The organism is Thermosynechococcus sp. HY213 (genome assembly GCF_031460975.1).
Lineage (GTDB): Bacteria > Cyanobacteriota > Cyanobacteriia > Thermosynechococcales > Thermosynechococcaceae > Thermosynechococcus.
Map to the genome: position 1 here is coordinate 113,910 of NZ_JAVKVB010000008.1, position 16,152 is coordinate 130,061.

A 16,152-nucleotide genomic window follows, 5' to 3' on the forward strand; every position below is an offset into this window, starting at 1 on the left:
GGCAATGAGTTAGTAAACAGAGGAAGGGATCAGGTGGTTAGAGTCGCTATCAATGGTTTTGGGCGCATCGGTCGGAACTTCATGCGTTGCTGGTTACAGCGGAAAGCCAATAGCAAGCTAGAGATTGTAGGCATCAACGATACCTCCGATCCCCGCACCAATGCCCATTTGCTGAAGTATGACTCGATGCTAGGCATTTTCCAAGATGCCGAAATCAGTGCTGACGACGACTGCATCTATGCTGGTGGCCATGCGGTCAAATGTGTCTCTGATCGCAACCCCGAAAATCTGCCTTGGAGTTCGTGGGGAATTGATCTCGTTATTGAAGCCACCGGGGTTTTTACCAGCCGTGAAGGTGCCAGCAAGCACCTGAGTGCCGGTGCGAAAAAAGTCTTGATTACAGCACCCGGTAAAGGCAATATTCCGACATACGTGGTGGGAGTGAATCACCACACCTACAATCCCAGTGAAGATATCGTCAGCAATGCCAGTTGCACCACCAACTGCTTAGCCCCCATTGTCAAAGTGCTCCATGAAACCTTTGGCATTCAGCAGGGGATGATGACGACGACCCACAGCTACACGGGGGATCAACGCTTACTCGATGCCAGTCACCGCGATCTGCGGCGGGCACGGGCAGCAGCGATGAACATTGTGCCCACCTCTACGGGGGCTGCTAAGGCAGTCGGATTGGTGATTCCCGAGTTGCAAGGTAAGCTGAACGGGATTGCCCTGCGGGTACCCACCCCCAATGTCTCTGTGGTTGATTTTGTTGCTCAAGTGGAAAAACCCACCATTGCTGAGCAGGTGAACCAAGTGATCAAGGAAGCCTCGGAAACCACAATGAAGGGGATTATCCACTACAGTGAATTGGAGCTGGTGTCTTCGGACTATCGGGGTCACAACGCCTCCTCGATTTTGGATGCGTCCCTCACGATGGTGATGGGGGGCAATCTAGTGAAAGTGGTGGCTTGGTACGATAACGAGTGGGGCTATAGCCAGCGGGTTCTGGACTTGGCAGAGCACATGGCCGCTCACTGGGCTTAGTCGTTTCATTTTAAGGATTGGTTCGCAACTCACGATGCAAGATAAATCGATGTTAATGATTCCGGGGCCTACGCCGGTACCGGAGTCGGTTCTTCTGTCCCTCAGCAAACATCCCATTGGCCATCGCAGCGGTGACTTTAGCGAGATCATGGCGGCGGTGACGTCAGGGTTGAAATGGCTGCATCAAACCACGAATGATGTGCTGATTTTGGCGGCCAGTGGCACAGGGGCAATGGAGGCCGGGATCATTAACTTTCTCAGCGCGGGCGATCGCGTGCTCGTAGGCTGTAATGGTAAGTTTGGCGATCGCTGGGCAGAGGTGTGCGATGCCTATGGCCTGAAAACGGAGCGCATTACGGCACCTTGGGGACAACCCCTCAACCCCGATGACTTCAAAACCGCCCTCGAGGCAGACACGGCCAAAACCATCAAAGCGGTGATCATTACCCACAGTGAGACCTCAACGGGCGTGATCAACGACTTAGAGGCAATCAACCGCCACGTCAAAGCCCACGGCCAAGCCCTGATCATTGTGGATGCCGTGACCAGTCTGGGCGCTGTGAGTGTGCCCATTGACGAGTGGGGGTTAGATGTTGTCGGTTCCGGTTCCCAGAAGGGGTATATGATCCCGCCGGGCTTGGCGTTTGTCAGCGTCAGTGCCAAGGCTTGGGAAGCCTACAAGACAGCCACGTTGCCGAAGTTCTATCTTGACTTGGGGAAATACCGCAAGGACGCTGCCAAGAACACAACCCCCTTTACGCCACCGGTGAATCTCTTCTTTGCCCTGAAGACCGCACTGGAGATGATGCAAGCGGAGGGCTTAGAGAATATCTTTGCCCGCCACCACCGCTTGATGCAGGCCACCCGCGCCGCCATGAAGGCACTCAACTTGCCCCTTTATGCGGCGGATCACTGTGCCAGTCCCGCGATTACGGCGGTGGCACCCCAAGGAGTGGAGGCCGAAAAGATTCGCAGCCTAATGAAAAAACGCTTTGACATTGCCCTAGCGGGTGGTCAAGATCGCCTCAAGGGGCAAATTTTCCGAGTGGGTCACTTGGGTTTTGTCAGCGATCGCGATATTTTGGCAGCCATCAGTGCGCTTGAAGCTGTGCTTGGCGAATTGGGGTATAGCAACTTTAGCCCCGGCGCTGGGGTAGCGGCTGCCAGTCGTGTATTGACCACGGCCTAAGTGATGGAGCCTTGGTTGCAGCCACCAGCAGTCCAGCAGGCACGACGTATTTGCGCCAGTTTTCAGCACTGGACGGGGCGATCGCTCCTAGCTGCTCCGGCTGGGGATGACTTGAGCCTAGCACAGCAGTTGTTTCACTGGTCACAGCCCGTTCTCTCCCATGGGTGTGAGGCCGATCCCATCCTCAACTATGGCAACCAAGCCGCTCTCACCCTGTGGGAACTCTCTTGGCCGGAATTGGTGCAGCTTCCTTCGCGGCTGACGGCAGAACCCATGGCTCAAACTGAACGAGCAACCCTCCTTGCCCAAGCAGCCCGCCAAGGCTATGCCAACAACTACAGTGGTGTTCGTATTTCTCGTTCTGGGCGGCGGTTTCGCATTGAAAATGCTTGGATTTGGACTGTTTTGGATGAAGCGGGCAATCCAGTTGGCCAAGCAGCAACGTTTAATCAATGGCAGTTCCTGTAGCATTGATCTAACCTCTTGCGTATAAGTGACTGTACAAGGTTGTCCATGAAAGAACTCCTTGCCCATTGGTTGCATCAGGTTCAAGCCTTCCGCTATCACCGCCGTACGCCAGAAAGCCTCAATCAATTGATTCGGATACTGTATGCTGAATCCCATTTGAATGTTCCCTATGTGGTCTTGATTGTTACTTCCTGCGCGATCGCCACATTTGGTTTGCTCGCCAACAGTGCCGCTGTGATTATTGGGGCGATGGTGATTGCACCGCTGATGCTGCCGATTCGCGGATTGGCCTTAGCCGCTCTCATTGGCGACTTCAAGATGTTTCGTGAGGCAGCGATTGCCTTGATTGTCGGCACCCTCATGGCCATTGGCATGTCTTGGACAATTGGTGTCATGGTGGGTCTTGAGGTCTATGGCAGTGAGATCATGGCTCGCTCCCAACCCAATCTGCTGGACTTGGGTATTGCGGTGGCTGCAGGTGCCGTGAGTGCCTATGCGGTGGCGGAACCCCGTGTTTCAAACACCTTGGCGGGGACAGCGATCGCCGTTGCGCTCATGCCGCCCGTTTGCACCGTTGGCCTTGGGATAGCGCAGTTGAATACGAGTCTGAGTGTGGGGGCAACGCTGCTATATTTCACAAACCTGCTAGGAATTACGCTGGCCTGCATGGTAGTTTTTGTCATTGTTGGCTATATCCCTTTGCATCAAGGGCGCCGTCCCCTCACCATTGCCGCTGCCCTCACCGCTCTGTTGGTGATTCCCCTCGCCATTAGCTTCAGTCGGCTCATTGAACAAGCACGGTTGCAACAGCAAGTACGAGAGGCACTGACTCGAGGAACGCTGACATTTCAACGCCTCGATCTGTTAGGTATGGAAACGAATTGGGTCAGTAACCCACCCGTGATTCGGGTGAATGTGCGTGCCCGCGAGCCGGTCACCCCAAAACAGGTGGCACTCATGGAAGAGTTTATCCAACAGCGGATGAATCGCCCTTTTCGTTTAGTCCTACAGGTGTCTAGCATTGAAGAGATCACCTCAGAGGAGCCGTTGCCCTAGTTTTTTGAGCGTTAAGCCAAAATGTTAGACTATTGAGACTGCAGCTGATCTTTGGTTGCATCTGTCCTTTGTCAACGCTTCCCATTGACGCATGAGTGACTTTCTCCCCTACGCCTATCTCAACGGTCAGTTTGTGCCCTTTGCAGAGGCCAAAATTTCCGTGGCCACCCATGCCCTTCACTACGGAACAGCGGCACTAGGAGGCTTGCGCGGTCTCCCTAATCCGGCCAACGCTAGGGAAATTCTCCTCTTTCGTCTGGAGGATCACTGTCGTCGCCTGAGTCGCAGTGCCCACTATCTCGGCTATGAATTGCCCACCAGCGAGATTAAGTCGAAAATTGTTGCATGGGTGCAAAAAAACCAACCTAGCGTGCCCTTCTATATTCGCCCTTTGGTCTATACCTCTGGGCTGGGCATTGCACCACGGCTCCATGACATTGAGAAGGATTTTCTTATTTACGGCATGCCCCTTGGCGATTACCTGTCAGCTGCAGGCGTTACCTGTCGCATTAGTTCATGGCAGCGGCAGTGCGATCGCTCGTTTCCCCTACGGGGCAAGTTGACCACTTCCTATATTGTCTCGGCACTGGCAAAAACAGAGGCTGTTTCCTCCGGCTTTGATGAGGCGATTCTCCTCAATGACCAAGGGAAAGTCTGCGAAGCGTCGGGAATGAATCTCTTCTTGATGCGGGATGGGCAATTGATTACGCCGAGCGTGGATCAAGACATTCTTGAGGGCATTACCCGCCGCAGTGTCATTGAGCTAGCGCAGGCGGCTGGTGTCAAGGTGATTGAGCGGCCTGTGGATCGTACGGAACTTTTGATTGCCGATGAGGTCTTTTTAACGGGTACGGCTGCGCGAATTGTGCCCGTCAGTCGCATTGAGACCTACACGCTGCCCAGCGATCGCCCCCTGACACGCCAACTGCAAAAACAACTACAGGCGATCGTTGAAGGACGGGAGCCACAGTATCGCCACTGGGTTGATGTTATTCCCCTCTAGCGGCTGTGATCCGTTCAGGTGAGGTACTTACATAGACTTAATTCGGTTCCTTTGGGGTTCCAATAGACCTCATCAAAGATGGCATAGATCAAAAACAATCCCCGACCACATTCACAGTCGGCGGCTGGCAACAACTCATCAGCGGTCTCAGAAACATTACTCGGCGGTGAGAAACCGTCCCCCTGATCCGTAATCACCCACCAGCATTGATCAGGGAAGAAGGTATAACGCACAAAAACCAGCTTTTCGGGATTGAGTTGATTGCCGTGGCGAGCCGCATTGACGAGGGCTTCTTGGAGGCCTAGCCTAATTTCATCTTTGTACTGGGGGGGAAGATCACTGAGTAGAATGTCTAGGATGGGTTGGAGAAAAAGCGTTGAGGGAAATGCTAGGGTTTGCCATTGAGGCGCAACGTACATCAACGTCATAGACGGCACAACCCGCGAAGCATAACTGGGCAGCGGGATACAGATCCGAGACTGCTGAAAGTCATTGGCGGATAACCGAACCCCTCCTTCTTTAGCTTAGCAAGGGAGTCGTTGCCAGCACAACCACTGTCTCCCCTGCCCATGGTTTGGTCAACTAATGCAGGCGATCGCCAAAATAGCGGCGGTAAAGATCACAGCGCACCTTAGCTAAATTTCCCTCTAGGGTAATCAGTCCCAAACTGTGGAGCTTAAAGCCAACAGTGCTGTCCACGACACTGCCACTCTCCACTTGCAAAATGTTCCTAAAAGCAGGCACTAGGTCTGCCTGCTGCTGGAGATGCCACCACTGTCGCCGCAGGTGATCCCGATATAACCCCGTTTCTGAGGCCGCATTGGTCATTAGCTCCTGCCATGTCAGATCTTGGCGGGCGAGGTGATAGAGGCTCAGACGAATCAGATAGGGATGACCTCCCACCAAGTGCTGCAGGTCTTGAAGCTGCTCCTCTGACAGACTCAAGCCGTGGAGGCGACACAACTCAGCAATTTGTTCTTGGTTGAATTCCGGCAGATCAATGGCTAAGCCAACGTTAAAGGGGGACTGATTAATGTCTAGGGGAATATAGACCTCCGTACCATGAACCACAATTAGACGGAGATTACGCCAAATATCGCGGTTTTTGCCCTCTTCATGCCATGCCCGCAACAGGCCAAAGAAGTCACTGGCCACTTTCGGATATTCAAACACCCGATCCACTTCGTCTAGACCGAGGACAAGCGGGCGACTCTCAAATTGCGTCCCCGGTTTTTGGCAATTGGGTAGGAGATACTCCTCAAAATAGGTAGTGCAGTTGTATTTACTGCCAAAAATGTCATCCCAATACTCATTGAGGCGGTTTTCTAGCCCTAATCGCCGCCCGACACTGGCACAAAACCAGCGCAGGAGTTTTTCTAAATCACTGAAGACTTGGGCATCTGCCAGTTGGAAACTGAGGGGAACAGTGCCATAGCCCTCTTGGGTCGCGCGGTACAGCAGCCGTGCCATGAGTGAGGTTTTGCCCATTTGGCGGGGGGCTTTGATGCGAATCAGGGAGCCGGGTTGCAAGAGGGTTTCGCGACAGCGTTGCTCGATGGGGGGGCGCTCAATATAAAATGCCGAGGCCACTTCCACCTGCCCTTCTGGGAGTTCTGGCTCAGCCACGGGAACAGGCGCACCATCACCCACCAATGTGCCAATTTGCGCAGATTCAGCAATGGTTTCTTGGACGGCATCGCTACTGGTGGCTACAGGGGCAGTGGTCGCATTCACCAAGTCGAGAATCTCTTGCAGCAGGGTGTCGGTGTCCGCTGGCGATCGCCAGAAGCGCTGTTGTAGGCGATGCAGGTAGCCCCGCAACTCATAGTTCAAAGGCATATCAAGGGGAAAATTGACCCGCACAGGCAAGATAAAGGGACGGCGATCGCCCCGTTGGGCTTGCAACTGCTTGACCGTGCGGACTTCCTCAAGCACCATTTCACTTTGTGCCGCCGTTTGTGAGAGCAACAGAACAAAGAAATCACACCGCTTTAGCTCCTGATCAATCCGCTGTGCCCATGCCTCCCCAAGGCGGATACTTTGGCTGGCCATAAAGGGTTGGTGACCCGCTTTTTGCAACACCTCTTGGAGGGCACTGGCCAACTGCAAATCGGTGCCGTCACTGGAGTGACTGATAAAAACATGGCGACCTTGGTTGGAAAGGGCGGCGGTGGCTGCCGCTGGAGAGGACACTGGTTTCGGTTCGGTGGCTTGCGGCGGCAGCGTGGCAACAGCGGGTAGTGGATGGGGCGGCACTGTAGAAGCACCCCCACCTGCCTTTGGCGATCGCGCAGCGCGCCCTTCGGGCGATCGCCAGAGGTCTTGAACAGGAGTTTTGAGAAATTTGCCAAGGCGAAACCAAAAGGATTTGGGCACCTCCACCTGTTGCAGGCTGGCAAGGGCATCGGTAGCCGTGGTAAAGCGCTCGTAGGGAGAAGGGTGAATTAGTTTATTGACAAACTGCACTAGGCGATCGCTCACTGGTTCAGCAGCTTGCCAACACCAACAGCCGTAGGGGTCTTGGGTGAGTTGCAGAGGACTCAACCCCGTCAATGCCTGTACCGCCACCATCCCCAAGGCATAGAGATCGCTGGCCGGACGCGGACGCCCTTGGGCTTGCTCTGGGGCCATATACCCTGGTGTGCCAATGGCAATTGTCTGTGGATTGGTCTCTCCCACCAAGGTACCGCCACCAATGGAGACCCCCATCTCCTTCACTGCCCCAAAATCAATGAGCACTAAGCGGTGATCCGATTGGCGACGAATCAGATTATCGGGTTTAATATCGCGGTGGATAACACCACATTGATGCACAAAGGCCAAAACCCGCAGGGCATCTTGGAGCAACGCCATCACCCGTGCCTCTGACCACGCACAGCCCGGCAACAATTCGTGCCGTAGGACTTGACCCTCAATGAAGTCTTGGACAAGGTAAAATTCGTTGTCTTCCTCAAAGTAGGCAAGGAGGCGGGGGATTTGCTCGTGACTGCCCAGCCGCTCTAGAATTTGTGCCTCCCGCTGAAAGAGCGATCGCGCCAAAGGGAGAAAGGCCGCATCCGTACGAGCGGGGCGCAGGTACTTAACCACACACTTGGCACGAATGGGACGGTGAATATCCTCAGCGAGAAACGTTTGGCCAAAGTTCCCAGCCCCTAAAACTCGAATCAATTTGTAGCGCCCGCCAAGGGTTTTCCCAATCATGGTAATTACGTTTTACTGGTTTCTGCGGTTGTTGATATATTTTGGCATAGTCTTTCCCGCCCCCTGCCGAAGGCTCACTAGCTGGCGAACGCCACTGGTTCTAAAAGCAACCCTGCTGCCAAGCAGAGGTCTGGGGAAATGGGTATTTGCATTTTGCACCTGCTGCTGAAATCAGGGAGAGAGGAAGCTTACAGTCTGAGGGGAATAATTTGACCAAAGAGGCCGAGGCTCCAGACAGTGTCAATGGGCAACTCTGTCACAAAGAGGGTGGCAACGCCAAGGTTATAGGATTGGGTGTTGTAGGCGATGTAGCGTTCAATGTCTTCTGCTGGGCGGGATTCCAGTTGATCGCAGACTTCTAAAGCCACCATGGCGATCGCGCTATCGCGATTGATGATCTCTGGACACACTTGAGTCAAAAGGAAGGTATTGATTTCCGCTGCGGCGCGGCGTTGATAGTCGGCAGGGGTGGGATTCGTCAGAACCGCCGCAATGATCCCCAAGAGCAAGAAGGCGCCACCGCCCCACCAAAGAGGGCGTGCCATGACTTGGGCAAGGAGAGGCACTTTCATAAGAGAGTTCTCTATGCTATGCTAGAGGACTAGCTCAGGAAGCATGGCGAGCGTAGCCAAGTGGTTAAGGCAGTGGATTGTGGTTCCACCATTCGTGGGTTCGAGTCCCATCGCTCGCCCTTTATTCTAGTGGATGATGTACCGAGCGGGTGTATCCGTGACACGACGGCTACTGTGGGGATGTCTGGTACTGTTGTTGAGCCTGCTGCTGGTTGCCTGTGGCGGTGATGAGCCTCGCCCAGGGGATGACAGTATTGTCATTGGTACCACGGCTCGCCTGCGCACCCTAGACCCCGCTGATGCCTACGAAAATTTGGCGGGACTGCTGCTATTGAATTTGGGCGATCGCCTCTATACCTACGAAGGCAAAGACCTCATTCCCCAACTGGCCACAGCGCTACCTGAAGTGAGCGAGGATGGCCTGACTTACCGCATTCCCCTGCGGCGGGGGGTTCGCTTCCACGATGGCACACCGTTTAATGCAGCCGCCATGGCCTTTTCCCTTGAGCGATTTATGAATAGTGGTGGCCAACCCGCCTCCCTCTTGGCCGGGCGCGTTAAAGAAATTCAGGCGATCGCGGAGGACTTACTGGAAATTCGCCTCAAGGAACCCTTTGTGGCTTTTCCCCATTTACTGGCCTTTAGTGGCTTGTGTGCCGTTTCGCCGACAGCCTATGGTGCAGCGGGCGATCGCTTTTTGCCGACGCAATTTGTGGGCACAGGCCCTTACCGTTTAGCGGCCTACGGTACCGATGGGGTACGCCTTGAACCCTTTGCCGACTATTGGGGAACCAAGCCCCAAAATACGGGGATTCGCCTGCAAATCTTTTCCAGTAGCGCTAATCTCTACAATGCCTTTCGCACGGGGGCAGTGGATGTGGCGATCGGTGCGCTCGATCCCAATCAAATTCGCGCCCTCAAGACTCAAGCGGCAACAAAGCACTGGCAGGTCATTACCGGGGCAGGTAACGCTGTCACTGTCCTAAGCATTAATTTGCGCCAACCCCCTTGGGATCAATTGGCAGCGCGGCAGGTTTTGGCGGCCAGTGTCAATCGTCAACGCCTCGCGGAACGGGTCTTTTTGGGGGAAGCAAAACCCCTGTACTCGCTGGTGCCGAGTTTATTTCCTGAGAGTGAGCCGATTTTTCGCGATCGCTATGGAGATGGAGACGCCGCTCAAATAGCTCACTGGCTAGCCAAGACCTCTATTTCAGCGCAGCAACCCCTCGTCGTCAATCTCTGGTACCGTGCCAATGTTCCCAGTAATGTGCTGGCGGCAACGGTTCTTAAAGCTTCACTAGAGCGGGATTTGGGCGATCGCGTGCAGGTGCAATTGGACAGCGCTGACTCGGCTACGATCTACCGCAATTTAGACAGTGGGGCTTACCCCTTGGTCTTGCTCGATTGGTATGGTGATTTTTACGATGCTGACAATTACCTTGAACCTTTCCTGAGTTGCGAGCATGGTTCTGTGGAAACAGGCTGTGAAAGTGGTGCCAGTGCGGCGTGGGGGTCGTTTTTCTATAGCCCTGAGGCCAATGATCTCATTGTTGCCAGTCGCCGTGAGGCTAATCCCCAACGCCGTGGGGTACTATTGCGTCAGCTTCAGGAACTCAATGCCGAGGTCGTGGCCTTTTTGCCCCTGTGGCAGAGTGAAACCACCCTCTTTGCCCAACCCCAGTTGCGCGGGTTAATCCTTGATGTCAACCAGCTCTTTGCCTTTGCCCCCCTGCAGAAAGCACCAAAAGATCAATGAGTCCCCGAAAGCAACGCTTGGATAGTCTTCTGGTGGAGCGGCACCTGTGTGAGAGCCGCCAACAGGCACAACGTTGGATTCGCGCTGGGGAAGTGCAGGTAAACCATGTCCCCATTGATAAGCCGGGCACGCTGGTGGCAGTGGATGCCACGATTCAAGTGAAGGCAAAAGCCGCCTATGTTTCGCGGGGGGGTGAAAAACTTGCCCATGCCCTAGGGGTCTTTCCTGTGGTGGTGCGCGATCGCGTGTGTTTAGATGGCGGTATTTCCACGGGCGGCTTTACGGATTGTCTGTTGCAAGCGGGCGCCAAACGGGTCTATGGCATTGATGTCGGCTATGGCCAAGTGGATTGGAAACTGCGCCAAGACCCGCGCGTTATCCTCAGGGAACGCACCAACCTGCGCTATTTAACCCCCACTGATCTCTACACTGACGATGCGCCCCGCCCCGATCTCGGCGTGGTGGATGTCTCTTTTATTTCCCTGACTAAAGTTTTACCCGCCCTATGGGAATTACTGCTGCCGCCGCGAGACTTGATTGCGCTAATTAAGCCACAGTTTGAGGTGGGGCGCGATCGCCTCGGCAAACATGGTGTGGTGCGCGATGCCAAGGCGCGTCAAGAAGCCGTGGATCAGGTGATTGCCGCCGCCGAAGCGTTGGGGTGGCAGTGCCACGGTGTGACTCCCTCGCCGATTTTAGGGTCTGCGGGCAATCAGGAATTTTTGGCCTACTTTTCTGAGGGTGGTGGGGTCAATGGTTCACCAATAAATGGGGTGGTACCATCATCCTGAGAAAAATCGCGGTTTTCTAAGCATGCAGCAGGTGGCACCGTTTATTCCTCCTTGGGCAAAATGGCTCAATGGCATCTTTTTGGTGTGCCTATTTGATCTCAGTCTTTAGTTTGCTCTTGGCCGTGATTTTGGGGGCGATCGCCACCTAGGCGAGGTTGTATCCTGTCCCGCCATTGCGCTAGCTGAGTACAGTTTACATTGAATTTGTGCGCGGTACCCCAACCTTGGTGCAACTGCTGGTGTGGGGCTTTGGCATTGGTGGGCTCTTGAGTCAATGGGGTTTTGATCCTCGGCAAATTGCCTTTGATGTCATGAGCGTGCTGCAAAGCAACCGCTTGGTGCCGCCGCTTTTTAACTAGATTTTCTACGGCATTCTTGGCTTGGGCTTTAACTATGGTGCCTATTTGAGTAAGGTCTTTCGCAGTGGCCTAGAGGGGGTTCCCAAAGGACAAACGGGAGCCAGCCTCAGCCTTGGCCTCTCGGGTCGGCAAACTCTATGGCGGATTATCCTGCCCCAAGCCATTTTGATTATCCTGCCTCCCTTTACCAATAACTTCATTACGCTGATGCAGGACTGCGCCCTCCTGGTGGTGATTGGCGTGCCCGAACTGCAAAATATGACGAGCAATATGACGAGCACCTTTGCCAATCCCATGACCGATCCGCAGCGGAAGCTCTTTATCTATGTCTTGGGTGCGATGTTCTACTTTGCCCTCTGTTTTCCTCTGTCACGGCTCTCCCGCTTCCTTGAGCAACGGTGGCAGCGATCGGCTATTTCATAATCAAAACCGTTATGAGTATGATATAGTAGGCATAGCTGTTAAAAAATGTAAACAGCCCTGTTAATTGGTCGTTGCTAAAAGTACGAGGTTTGCTATGTCTGACTGTCTGCGCGTGGGTCAACCTGCCCCTGATTTTGAAGCAGTTGCTGTCTATGATCAAGAGTTCAAAACCGTCAAGCTCTCGGACTATCGCGGTAAATACGTTGTTTTGTTCTTCTATCCCTTGGACTTCACGTTTGTTTGCCCCACAGAAATTGTTGCTTTTAGCGATCGCTACGATGAATTCGCCAAACTGAACACCGAAATCCTTGGCGTGTCTGTGGATAGCCAGTTCTCCCACTTGGCGTGGACGCAAATGGATCGCAAAGCTGGTGGTGTGGGCGATCTCAAATATCCCCTCGTGTCTGACCTGAAAAAAGAAATCAGCACCGCCTACAACGTGCTGACCGAGGAAGGGGTGGCACTGCGGGGTCTCTTCATCATTGACAAAGAAGGGATCATCCAACACGCAACGATCAATAACTTGGCCTTTGGCCGCAACGTTGATGAGACCCTGCGGGTGCTACAAGCGATTCAATACGTCCAAGCTCACCCCGACGAAGTCTGCCCTGCGGGCTGGCAACCCGGCGACAAAACGATGAACCCTGATCCTGTCAAATCCAAAGTGTATTTTGAAGCGGTGGGCTAATCGCCCCTCTGTCTCAGACTGATCCGTGCTGTGAACCTGCCCTTGGGGTGGGTTCTTTTTTGTCTCGCCAAGACCCGTAGGAAAACGTTAGGGTGGAACAGGAGGCCTTTTGCCGAAAAGGGAGGCAAACATGACGGTCGATCGCCGCCTAATGCAAGCTGTAGAAACACTGGGGTACCGAGTGACCGCAGGGGATGTGGCGGGTACGGTGGGATTACCACTGCAAACGGCTGAAAAAGGATTAATGGCCTTAGCTGCCGATGTTGGCGGCACGCTACAAGTGGCCGAAAGTGGCGATATTGCCTACGTCTTCCCAAGAAATTTTCGCAGTATCCTGCAAGCAAAATACTGGCAACTGCGACTGCGGGCGGTGGCGCAGCGGGTTTGGGGTGTTGTTTTCTATCTGATTCGCATTTCCTTTGGCATTTTTCTCATTGTTTCGATAGTTCTGATTTTTCTGGCGATCGCCATCATTTTGATTGCCCTTTCTAGTCAAGGGCGAGATGGTGAGGATCGCGGCCAAGGCAGCTCTTGGGGGGGCGGTGGCATCAATGTTTGGGTCTTTCCCGACTTTTGGTATTTCTTTGGCGATCCTTCTCCCCAGCGATCGCGCCCCCGGTCACAGGACAATGACGAGGAAATGAACTTCTTTGAGGGGGTCTATTCTTTCCTCTTTGGCGATGGCAATCCCAATGCCGACCTCGAAGAACGCCGCTGGCAACTCATTGGCCAAGTGATCCGCAACAATGGCGGGGCAGTCACGGCAGAGCAAATTGCCCCCTATCTCGATTTAGAAACAGATCCGGGGGATGATGAGTGGTATATGCTGCCGGTGCTCACCCACTTTAACGGTCGCCCCGAAGTCACAGAGACAGGGCAGATTATCTATCGCTTTCCTGAGTTACAAACGACGGCTCAAACTCGCAAAGGTCAACGGCAGACGCTTCCCCCCATCTTGGAAGAGCACCGCTGGCGCTTTAGTCGGGCACCCGCTTGGCAAATTATGGTGGCCATTGGCTTGGGCTGTGTCAATCTGATCGGGGCGCTGATGCTGTGGTACCTCTTGGGAGATGGGGCGATCGCCCAAGAACTGGGGGGGCTGGTGGCCTTTGTGGCCTCCATCTTTTGGATTTTGCTGGGCTATGGTATTGGCTTTTTGGGTATTCCCTTGGGGCGGTACTACTGGTTACTGTGGCAAAATCAACGCATTCGCGATCGCAATGCCCGCCGCTACCACTACGCCAATATTCTGGCCAATCCCACACCGCAGTTGCGTGCCAAAGTACGGGCAGCTCAAGCCTATGCCCAGCAGCGGCAAATCCGTGAACAGGATGTCATCTATCGCTCCGATCAAGATTTAGTGGAGCAGGAACTCGCCCAATCGGAAGCCATCGATCGCGAATGGTTACGCCGACTGGAATCGGAGTAGATCATGACCCGCTCCTCCCTGCGCCCAGCGGCTGCCACAGGAGATCTCGAGGCCATTCAAGCCCTCCTAGAAGCGGCACTTGCCCCCAAGGGGATAGGGGTCACAGCGAGCCAGCGGCGCGAATGTCTCTTGTTGCGCCTGCAGTGTCCAACGAGTGTCCCGGCTGCAATTGTGCTCACACTACTCGCTCGCGAACTGATCCACTGGCCAAGCTATGCCCACAGCAGCATCCTGATCACGGTTTGCCAAGACAGCCATGAACTCTGGGAAGCGGTGCTTGATCTCACCAGTCGCCATGAGTTACAACGCCTTGCCAAGGGGGAGCATCTACGTCAGACTCTCTCCCTCCCTTCTCCTCCTCGCAAGGAAGAGTTTGGCATTCCTGTCCAACCCCTCAGCACTAAAGATTGGCAAGTGATCGCGGCGGGGTTGGGTCTATCACTCCTTCTTCTTACGTCAGAGCAGGTGACGTTTTTGCTCAGTCCGCTGATTACCCTTGTCCACGAAATGGGTCATGCAGTAATGGCGTGGCTCTTTGGCTATCCAGCGGTTCCCGCCTTTGATTTTCGCTACGGTGGTGGCGTCACTCTCCATGGCGATCGCGCGGGCGGCATCATCCTGCTTATTTATACGGGATTGCTGGCCTTGGCCTATTTCTACCGTCACAATCGGCTGACCCTTATTTGCCTTGGGGTCTTTACGCTGCTTTATACCCTTGTGGCCTTTAGTCCAGTCCATGAAATGCTCTTTGTAGCGATGGGGCATGGCTTTGAACTCATTTTTGCCGTCATTTTTCTCTACCGTGCCCTCAGTGGTTGGGGCTGCCGCTATCCCATTGAACGTCCCCTCTACGGTATGGTGGGGTTTTTCATTGTGTTTTTTAATATGCGCTTTGCTTGGCAGTTGCAGTTTAATCCTGTGTTTCGAGAGATGTACCTGATGGGCAAAGGGGGCATTGATCACGATTTTGTTCGCTTGGCTCGCGATTTTCTGCACACCGATTTAGCAACGGTGGTTGGCCTCTACGGCTTTTTTGTGGTTCTGACACCGGCGATCGCCTTCCTGCTCTATCGTTATCGCCAGCTCATGCTGTACCTGTTCATTCGCCTCTTTATCTCTGAGGGCTAAAGGCTACACCCCTTGGCCACCACAGCAGGAGCCAAACTGGGGGAAGATAGATATGGCCAACCATTGGAAATTGCTCAGAAATGTCCCTGACCGTTGGGGCGATCGCCCCTTCCTTTGAACTGGCGGATGCTACGGGTGAGCGGGTGCGTTTGGCTGACTTTCAAGGTCAGTGGGTGATTCTCTACTTTTATCCCCGTGACAATACCCCCGGCTGCACCAAAGAAGCCTGTGCTTACCGCGATGTCAGTGCCACCTTGGGTGATCGCAACGTCGTTATCCTAGGCATTAGCCCCGATAGTGTCGCCTCCCACGCCAAATTTCAGCAAAAGCTTAACTTGCCCTTTCGCCTGCTGGCCGATGTGGACACCAGCGTTGCCCAAGCCTACGGTAGCTATGGCCCGAAAAAGTTCATGGGCAAGGAATATCTCGGTGTTTATCGGGATACATTTCTCATCGATCCCACGGGCAAAATTGCGGCTATTTATCGGCGGGTGAAGCCCGATGCCCATGTGGCGCAAGTGCTGGCGGATCTGGAGCAGCTACAAGCGTGAATTGGTTTTGGCGAGTTGTCCGTTTTTTCCTAAAGCGATTTTGGCGGCATCCCTTTGTGGCGGTGTCGGTGATTGCCTTGACAGCGGGCGATCGCCTGATTTTGATCCAACGCCGCGATACGGGTCAATGGTCGCTGCCGGGGGGCATGATGGATTGGGGAGAAACGATTCTCGATACCGGCGCTCGCGAACTCGCGGAAGAAACAGGATTGCGCCTCAAGAGCTTTGAAGGCTTAGTGGGGGTTTACTCTGACCCAAAGCGAGATCCCCGTGTTCATGCCGTGTGTATCGCGATCGCTGCCCGCGTTGTCGGTGAGCCGCAGGTTTTGGATGTCAAGGAAGTGCGTGCAGTACAAGCCTTTCCCCTCAGTGACCTCCCCTTAGCCGATCTCGCCCACGACCATGCCCAACAGTTACAGGACTATTTGAGTGGACATCTAGGATTGACATGAACACCAAAGCTAGATTGTTAAGTCTTATTTAACGATATC

18 protein-coding genes and 1 tRNA gene are annotated in these 16,152 nt (G+C 54.0%); 16 read left to right on the top strand and 3 right to left on the bottom strand.

What is annotated here, in order from left to right; genetic code table 11:
- Window positions 1-33: 33 nt before the first annotated feature.
- The 5 genes from RHK62_RS04635 to RHK62_RS04655 all read left to right on the top strand — a co-directional run bounded on the left by RHK62_RS04635 (window position 34) and on the right by RHK62_RS04655 (window position 4,763).
- Entirely contained in the window at window positions 34-1,047 is a 1,014-nt protein-coding gene (locus RHK62_RS04635) for a type I glyceraldehyde-3-phosphate dehydrogenase (protein WP_206201109.1), read from the top strand.
- 34 nt (window positions 1,048-1,081) lie between these two features.
- Complete coding sequence (locus RHK62_RS04640; RefSeq protein WP_310453341.1) at window positions 1,082-2,236, top strand: alanine--glyoxylate aminotransferase family protein; 1,155 nt, start codon at window positions 1,082-1,084, stop codon at window positions 2,234-2,236.
- Window positions 2,237-2,239: 3 nt separating this feature from the next.
- Window positions 2,240-2,704: an MEKHLA domain-containing protein gene (locus RHK62_RS04645; RefSeq protein ID WP_206201600.1), complete on the top strand. Its 465-nt coding sequence runs from the start codon at window positions 2,240-2,242 to the stop codon at window positions 2,702-2,704.
- A 45-nt stretch (window positions 2,705-2,749) separates the two neighbouring features.
- The gene (locus RHK62_RS04650; protein ID WP_206201111.1) at window positions 2,750-3,760 is read left to right on the top strand and encodes a DUF389 domain-containing protein; all 1,011 of its coding nucleotides are present in this window, start codon (window positions 2,750-2,752) and stop codon (window positions 3,758-3,760) included.
- A 91-nt stretch (window positions 3,761-3,851) separates the two neighbouring features.
- A complete protein-coding gene (locus RHK62_RS04655) occupies window positions 3,852-4,763 on the top strand; it encodes a branched-chain amino acid transaminase (RefSeq protein ID WP_310438090.1) in 912 nt (303 codons plus the stop codon).
- A gap of 14 nt (window positions 4,764-4,777) precedes the next feature.
- Here RHK62_RS04655 and RHK62_RS04660 read toward each other — a convergent pair whose 3' ends face one another.
- The 3 genes from RHK62_RS04660 to RHK62_RS04670 form a co-directional block, all read right to left on the bottom strand.
- The gene (locus tag RHK62_RS04660) at window positions 4,778-5,191 is read right to left on the bottom strand and encodes an ATP-binding protein (protein ID WP_206201113.1); all 414 of its coding nucleotides are present in this window, start codon (window positions 5,189-5,191) and stop codon (window positions 4,778-4,780) included.
- A 154-nt stretch (window positions 5,192-5,345) separates the two neighbouring features.
- Window positions 5,346-7,964: an AAA-like domain-containing protein gene (locus RHK62_RS04665; protein ID WP_310453342.1), complete on the bottom strand. Its 2,619-nt coding sequence runs from the start codon at window positions 7,962-7,964 to the stop codon at window positions 5,346-5,348.
- 188 nt (window positions 7,965-8,152) lie between these two features.
- A complete protein-coding gene (locus tag RHK62_RS04670) occupies window positions 8,153-8,536 on the bottom strand; it encodes a DUF4359 domain-containing protein (protein ID WP_310453343.1) in 384 nt (127 codons plus the stop codon).
- Window positions 8,537-8,582: 46 nt separating this feature from the next.
- On the opposite strand from RHK62_RS04670, the gene RHK62_RS04675 reads away from it, so the two are divergent.
- The 11 genes from RHK62_RS04675 to RHK62_RS04725 all read left to right on the top strand — a co-directional run bounded on the left by RHK62_RS04675 (window position 8,583) and on the right by RHK62_RS04725 (window position 16,113).
- Window positions 8,583-8,655 (top strand) — tRNA-His (locus RHK62_RS04675).
- A 14-nt stretch (window positions 8,656-8,669) separates the two neighbouring features.
- Window positions 8,670-10,292, top strand: coding sequence for an ABC transporter substrate-binding protein (locus RHK62_RS04680; RefSeq protein ID WP_399377973.1), 1,623 nt, complete (start codon window positions 8,670-8,672; stop codon window positions 10,290-10,292).
- Window positions 10,289-11,083, top strand: coding sequence for a TlyA family RNA methyltransferase (locus RHK62_RS04685; RefSeq protein ID WP_310453345.1), 795 nt, complete (start codon window positions 10,289-10,291; stop codon window positions 11,081-11,083). Before RHK62_RS04680 ends, RHK62_RS04685 begins: the two co-directional genes overlap by 4 nt.
- Complete coding sequence (locus RHK62_RS04690; protein ID WP_310453346.1) at window positions 11,061-11,192, top strand: hypothetical protein; 132 nt, start codon at window positions 11,061-11,063, stop codon at window positions 11,190-11,192. The genes RHK62_RS04685 and RHK62_RS04690 overlap by 23 nt, the downstream gene beginning before the upstream one ends.
- A 97-nt stretch (window positions 11,193-11,289) precedes the next feature.
- Window positions 11,290-11,442 carry a hypothetical protein gene (locus RHK62_RS04695; RefSeq protein WP_302678883.1) on the top strand — a complete coding sequence of 51 codons (153 nt, stop codon included), beginning with the start codon at window positions 11,290-11,292 and terminating at the stop codon, window positions 11,440-11,442.
- Between the two features lie 21 nt (window positions 11,443-11,463).
- Entirely contained in the window at window positions 11,464-11,865 is a 402-nt protein-coding gene (locus RHK62_RS04700) for an amino acid ABC transporter permease (protein ID WP_399377976.1), read from the top strand.
- Between the two features lie 94 nt (window positions 11,866-11,959).
- A complete protein-coding gene (locus RHK62_RS04705; protein ID WP_310453347.1) occupies window positions 11,960-12,553 on the top strand; it encodes a peroxiredoxin in 594 nt (197 codons plus the stop codon).
- Window positions 12,554-12,683: 130 nt separating this feature from the next.
- Window positions 12,684-13,982, top strand: coding sequence for a hypothetical protein (locus RHK62_RS04710; RefSeq protein ID WP_310453348.1), 1,299 nt, complete (start codon window positions 12,684-12,686; stop codon window positions 13,980-13,982).
- Between the two features lie 3 nt (window positions 13,983-13,985).
- Complete coding sequence (locus RHK62_RS04715) at window positions 13,986-15,110, top strand: hypothetical protein (RefSeq protein WP_310453349.1); 1,125 nt, start codon at window positions 13,986-13,988, stop codon at window positions 15,108-15,110.
- An 80-nt stretch (window positions 15,111-15,190) separates the two neighbouring features.
- A complete protein-coding gene (bcp, locus tag RHK62_RS04720) occupies window positions 15,191-15,661 on the top strand; it encodes a thioredoxin-dependent thiol peroxidase (RefSeq protein ID WP_286625685.1) in 471 nt (156 codons plus the stop codon).
- Complete coding sequence (locus tag RHK62_RS04725; RefSeq protein WP_206201123.1) at window positions 15,658-16,113, top strand: NUDIX domain-containing protein; 456 nt, start codon at window positions 15,658-15,660, stop codon at window positions 16,111-16,113. The genes bcp and RHK62_RS04725 overlap by 4 nt, the downstream gene beginning before the upstream one ends.
- The last annotated feature ends 39 nt before the right edge of the window (window positions 16,114-16,152 follow it).

What these genes read in the sequence shown, in the direction of transcription:
- RHK62_RS04640 (WP_310453341.1), top strand. Translation starts at nt 1,082, where the DNA reads ATGCAAGATAAATCGATGTTAATGATTCCGGGGCCTACGCCGGTACCG.
- RHK62_RS04645 (WP_206201600.1), top strand. Translation starts at nt 2,240, where the DNA reads ATGGAGCCTTGGTTGCAGCCACCAGCAGTCCAGCAGGCACGACGTATT.
- RHK62_RS04650 (WP_206201111.1), top strand. Translation starts at nt 2,750, where the DNA reads ATGAAAGAACTCCTTGCCCATTGGTTGCATCAGGTTCAAGCCTTCCGC.
- RHK62_RS04655 (WP_310438090.1), top strand. Translation starts at nt 3,852, where the DNA reads ATGAGTGACTTTCTCCCCTACGCCTATCTCAACGGTCAGTTTGTGCCC.
- RHK62_RS04660 (WP_206201113.1), bottom strand. Translation starts at nt 5,191, where the DNA reads ATGACGTTGATGTACGTTGCGCCTCAATGGCAAACCCTAGCATTTCCC.
- RHK62_RS04665 (WP_310453342.1), bottom strand. Translation starts at nt 7,964, where the DNA reads ATGATTGGGAAAACCCTTGGCGGGCGCTACAAATTGATTCGAGTTTTA.
- RHK62_RS04670 (WP_310453343.1), bottom strand. Translation starts at nt 8,536, where the DNA reads ATGAAAGTGCCTCTCCTTGCCCAAGTCATGGCACGCCCTCTTTGGTGG.
- RHK62_RS04680 (WP_399377973.1), top strand. Translation starts at nt 8,670, where the DNA reads ATGATGTACCGAGCGGGTGTATCCGTGACACGACGGCTACTGTGGGGA.
- RHK62_RS04685 (WP_310453345.1), top strand. Translation starts at nt 10,289, where the DNA reads ATGAGTCCCCGAAAGCAACGCTTGGATAGTCTTCTGGTGGAGCGGCAC.
- RHK62_RS04690 (WP_310453346.1), top strand. Translation starts at nt 11,061, where the DNA reads ATGGGGTGGTACCATCATCCTGAGAAAAATCGCGGTTTTCTAAGCATG.
- RHK62_RS04705 (WP_310453347.1), top strand. Translation starts at nt 11,960, where the DNA reads ATGTCTGACTGTCTGCGCGTGGGTCAACCTGCCCCTGATTTTGAAGCA.
- RHK62_RS04710 (WP_310453348.1), top strand. Translation starts at nt 12,684, where the DNA reads ATGACGGTCGATCGCCGCCTAATGCAAGCTGTAGAAACACTGGGGTAC.
- RHK62_RS04715 (WP_310453349.1), top strand. Translation starts at nt 13,986, where the DNA reads ATGACCCGCTCCTCCCTGCGCCCAGCGGCTGCCACAGGAGATCTCGAG.
- bcp (WP_286625685.1), top strand. Translation starts at nt 15,191, where the DNA reads ATGTCCCTGACCGTTGGGGCGATCGCCCCTTCCTTTGAACTGGCGGAT.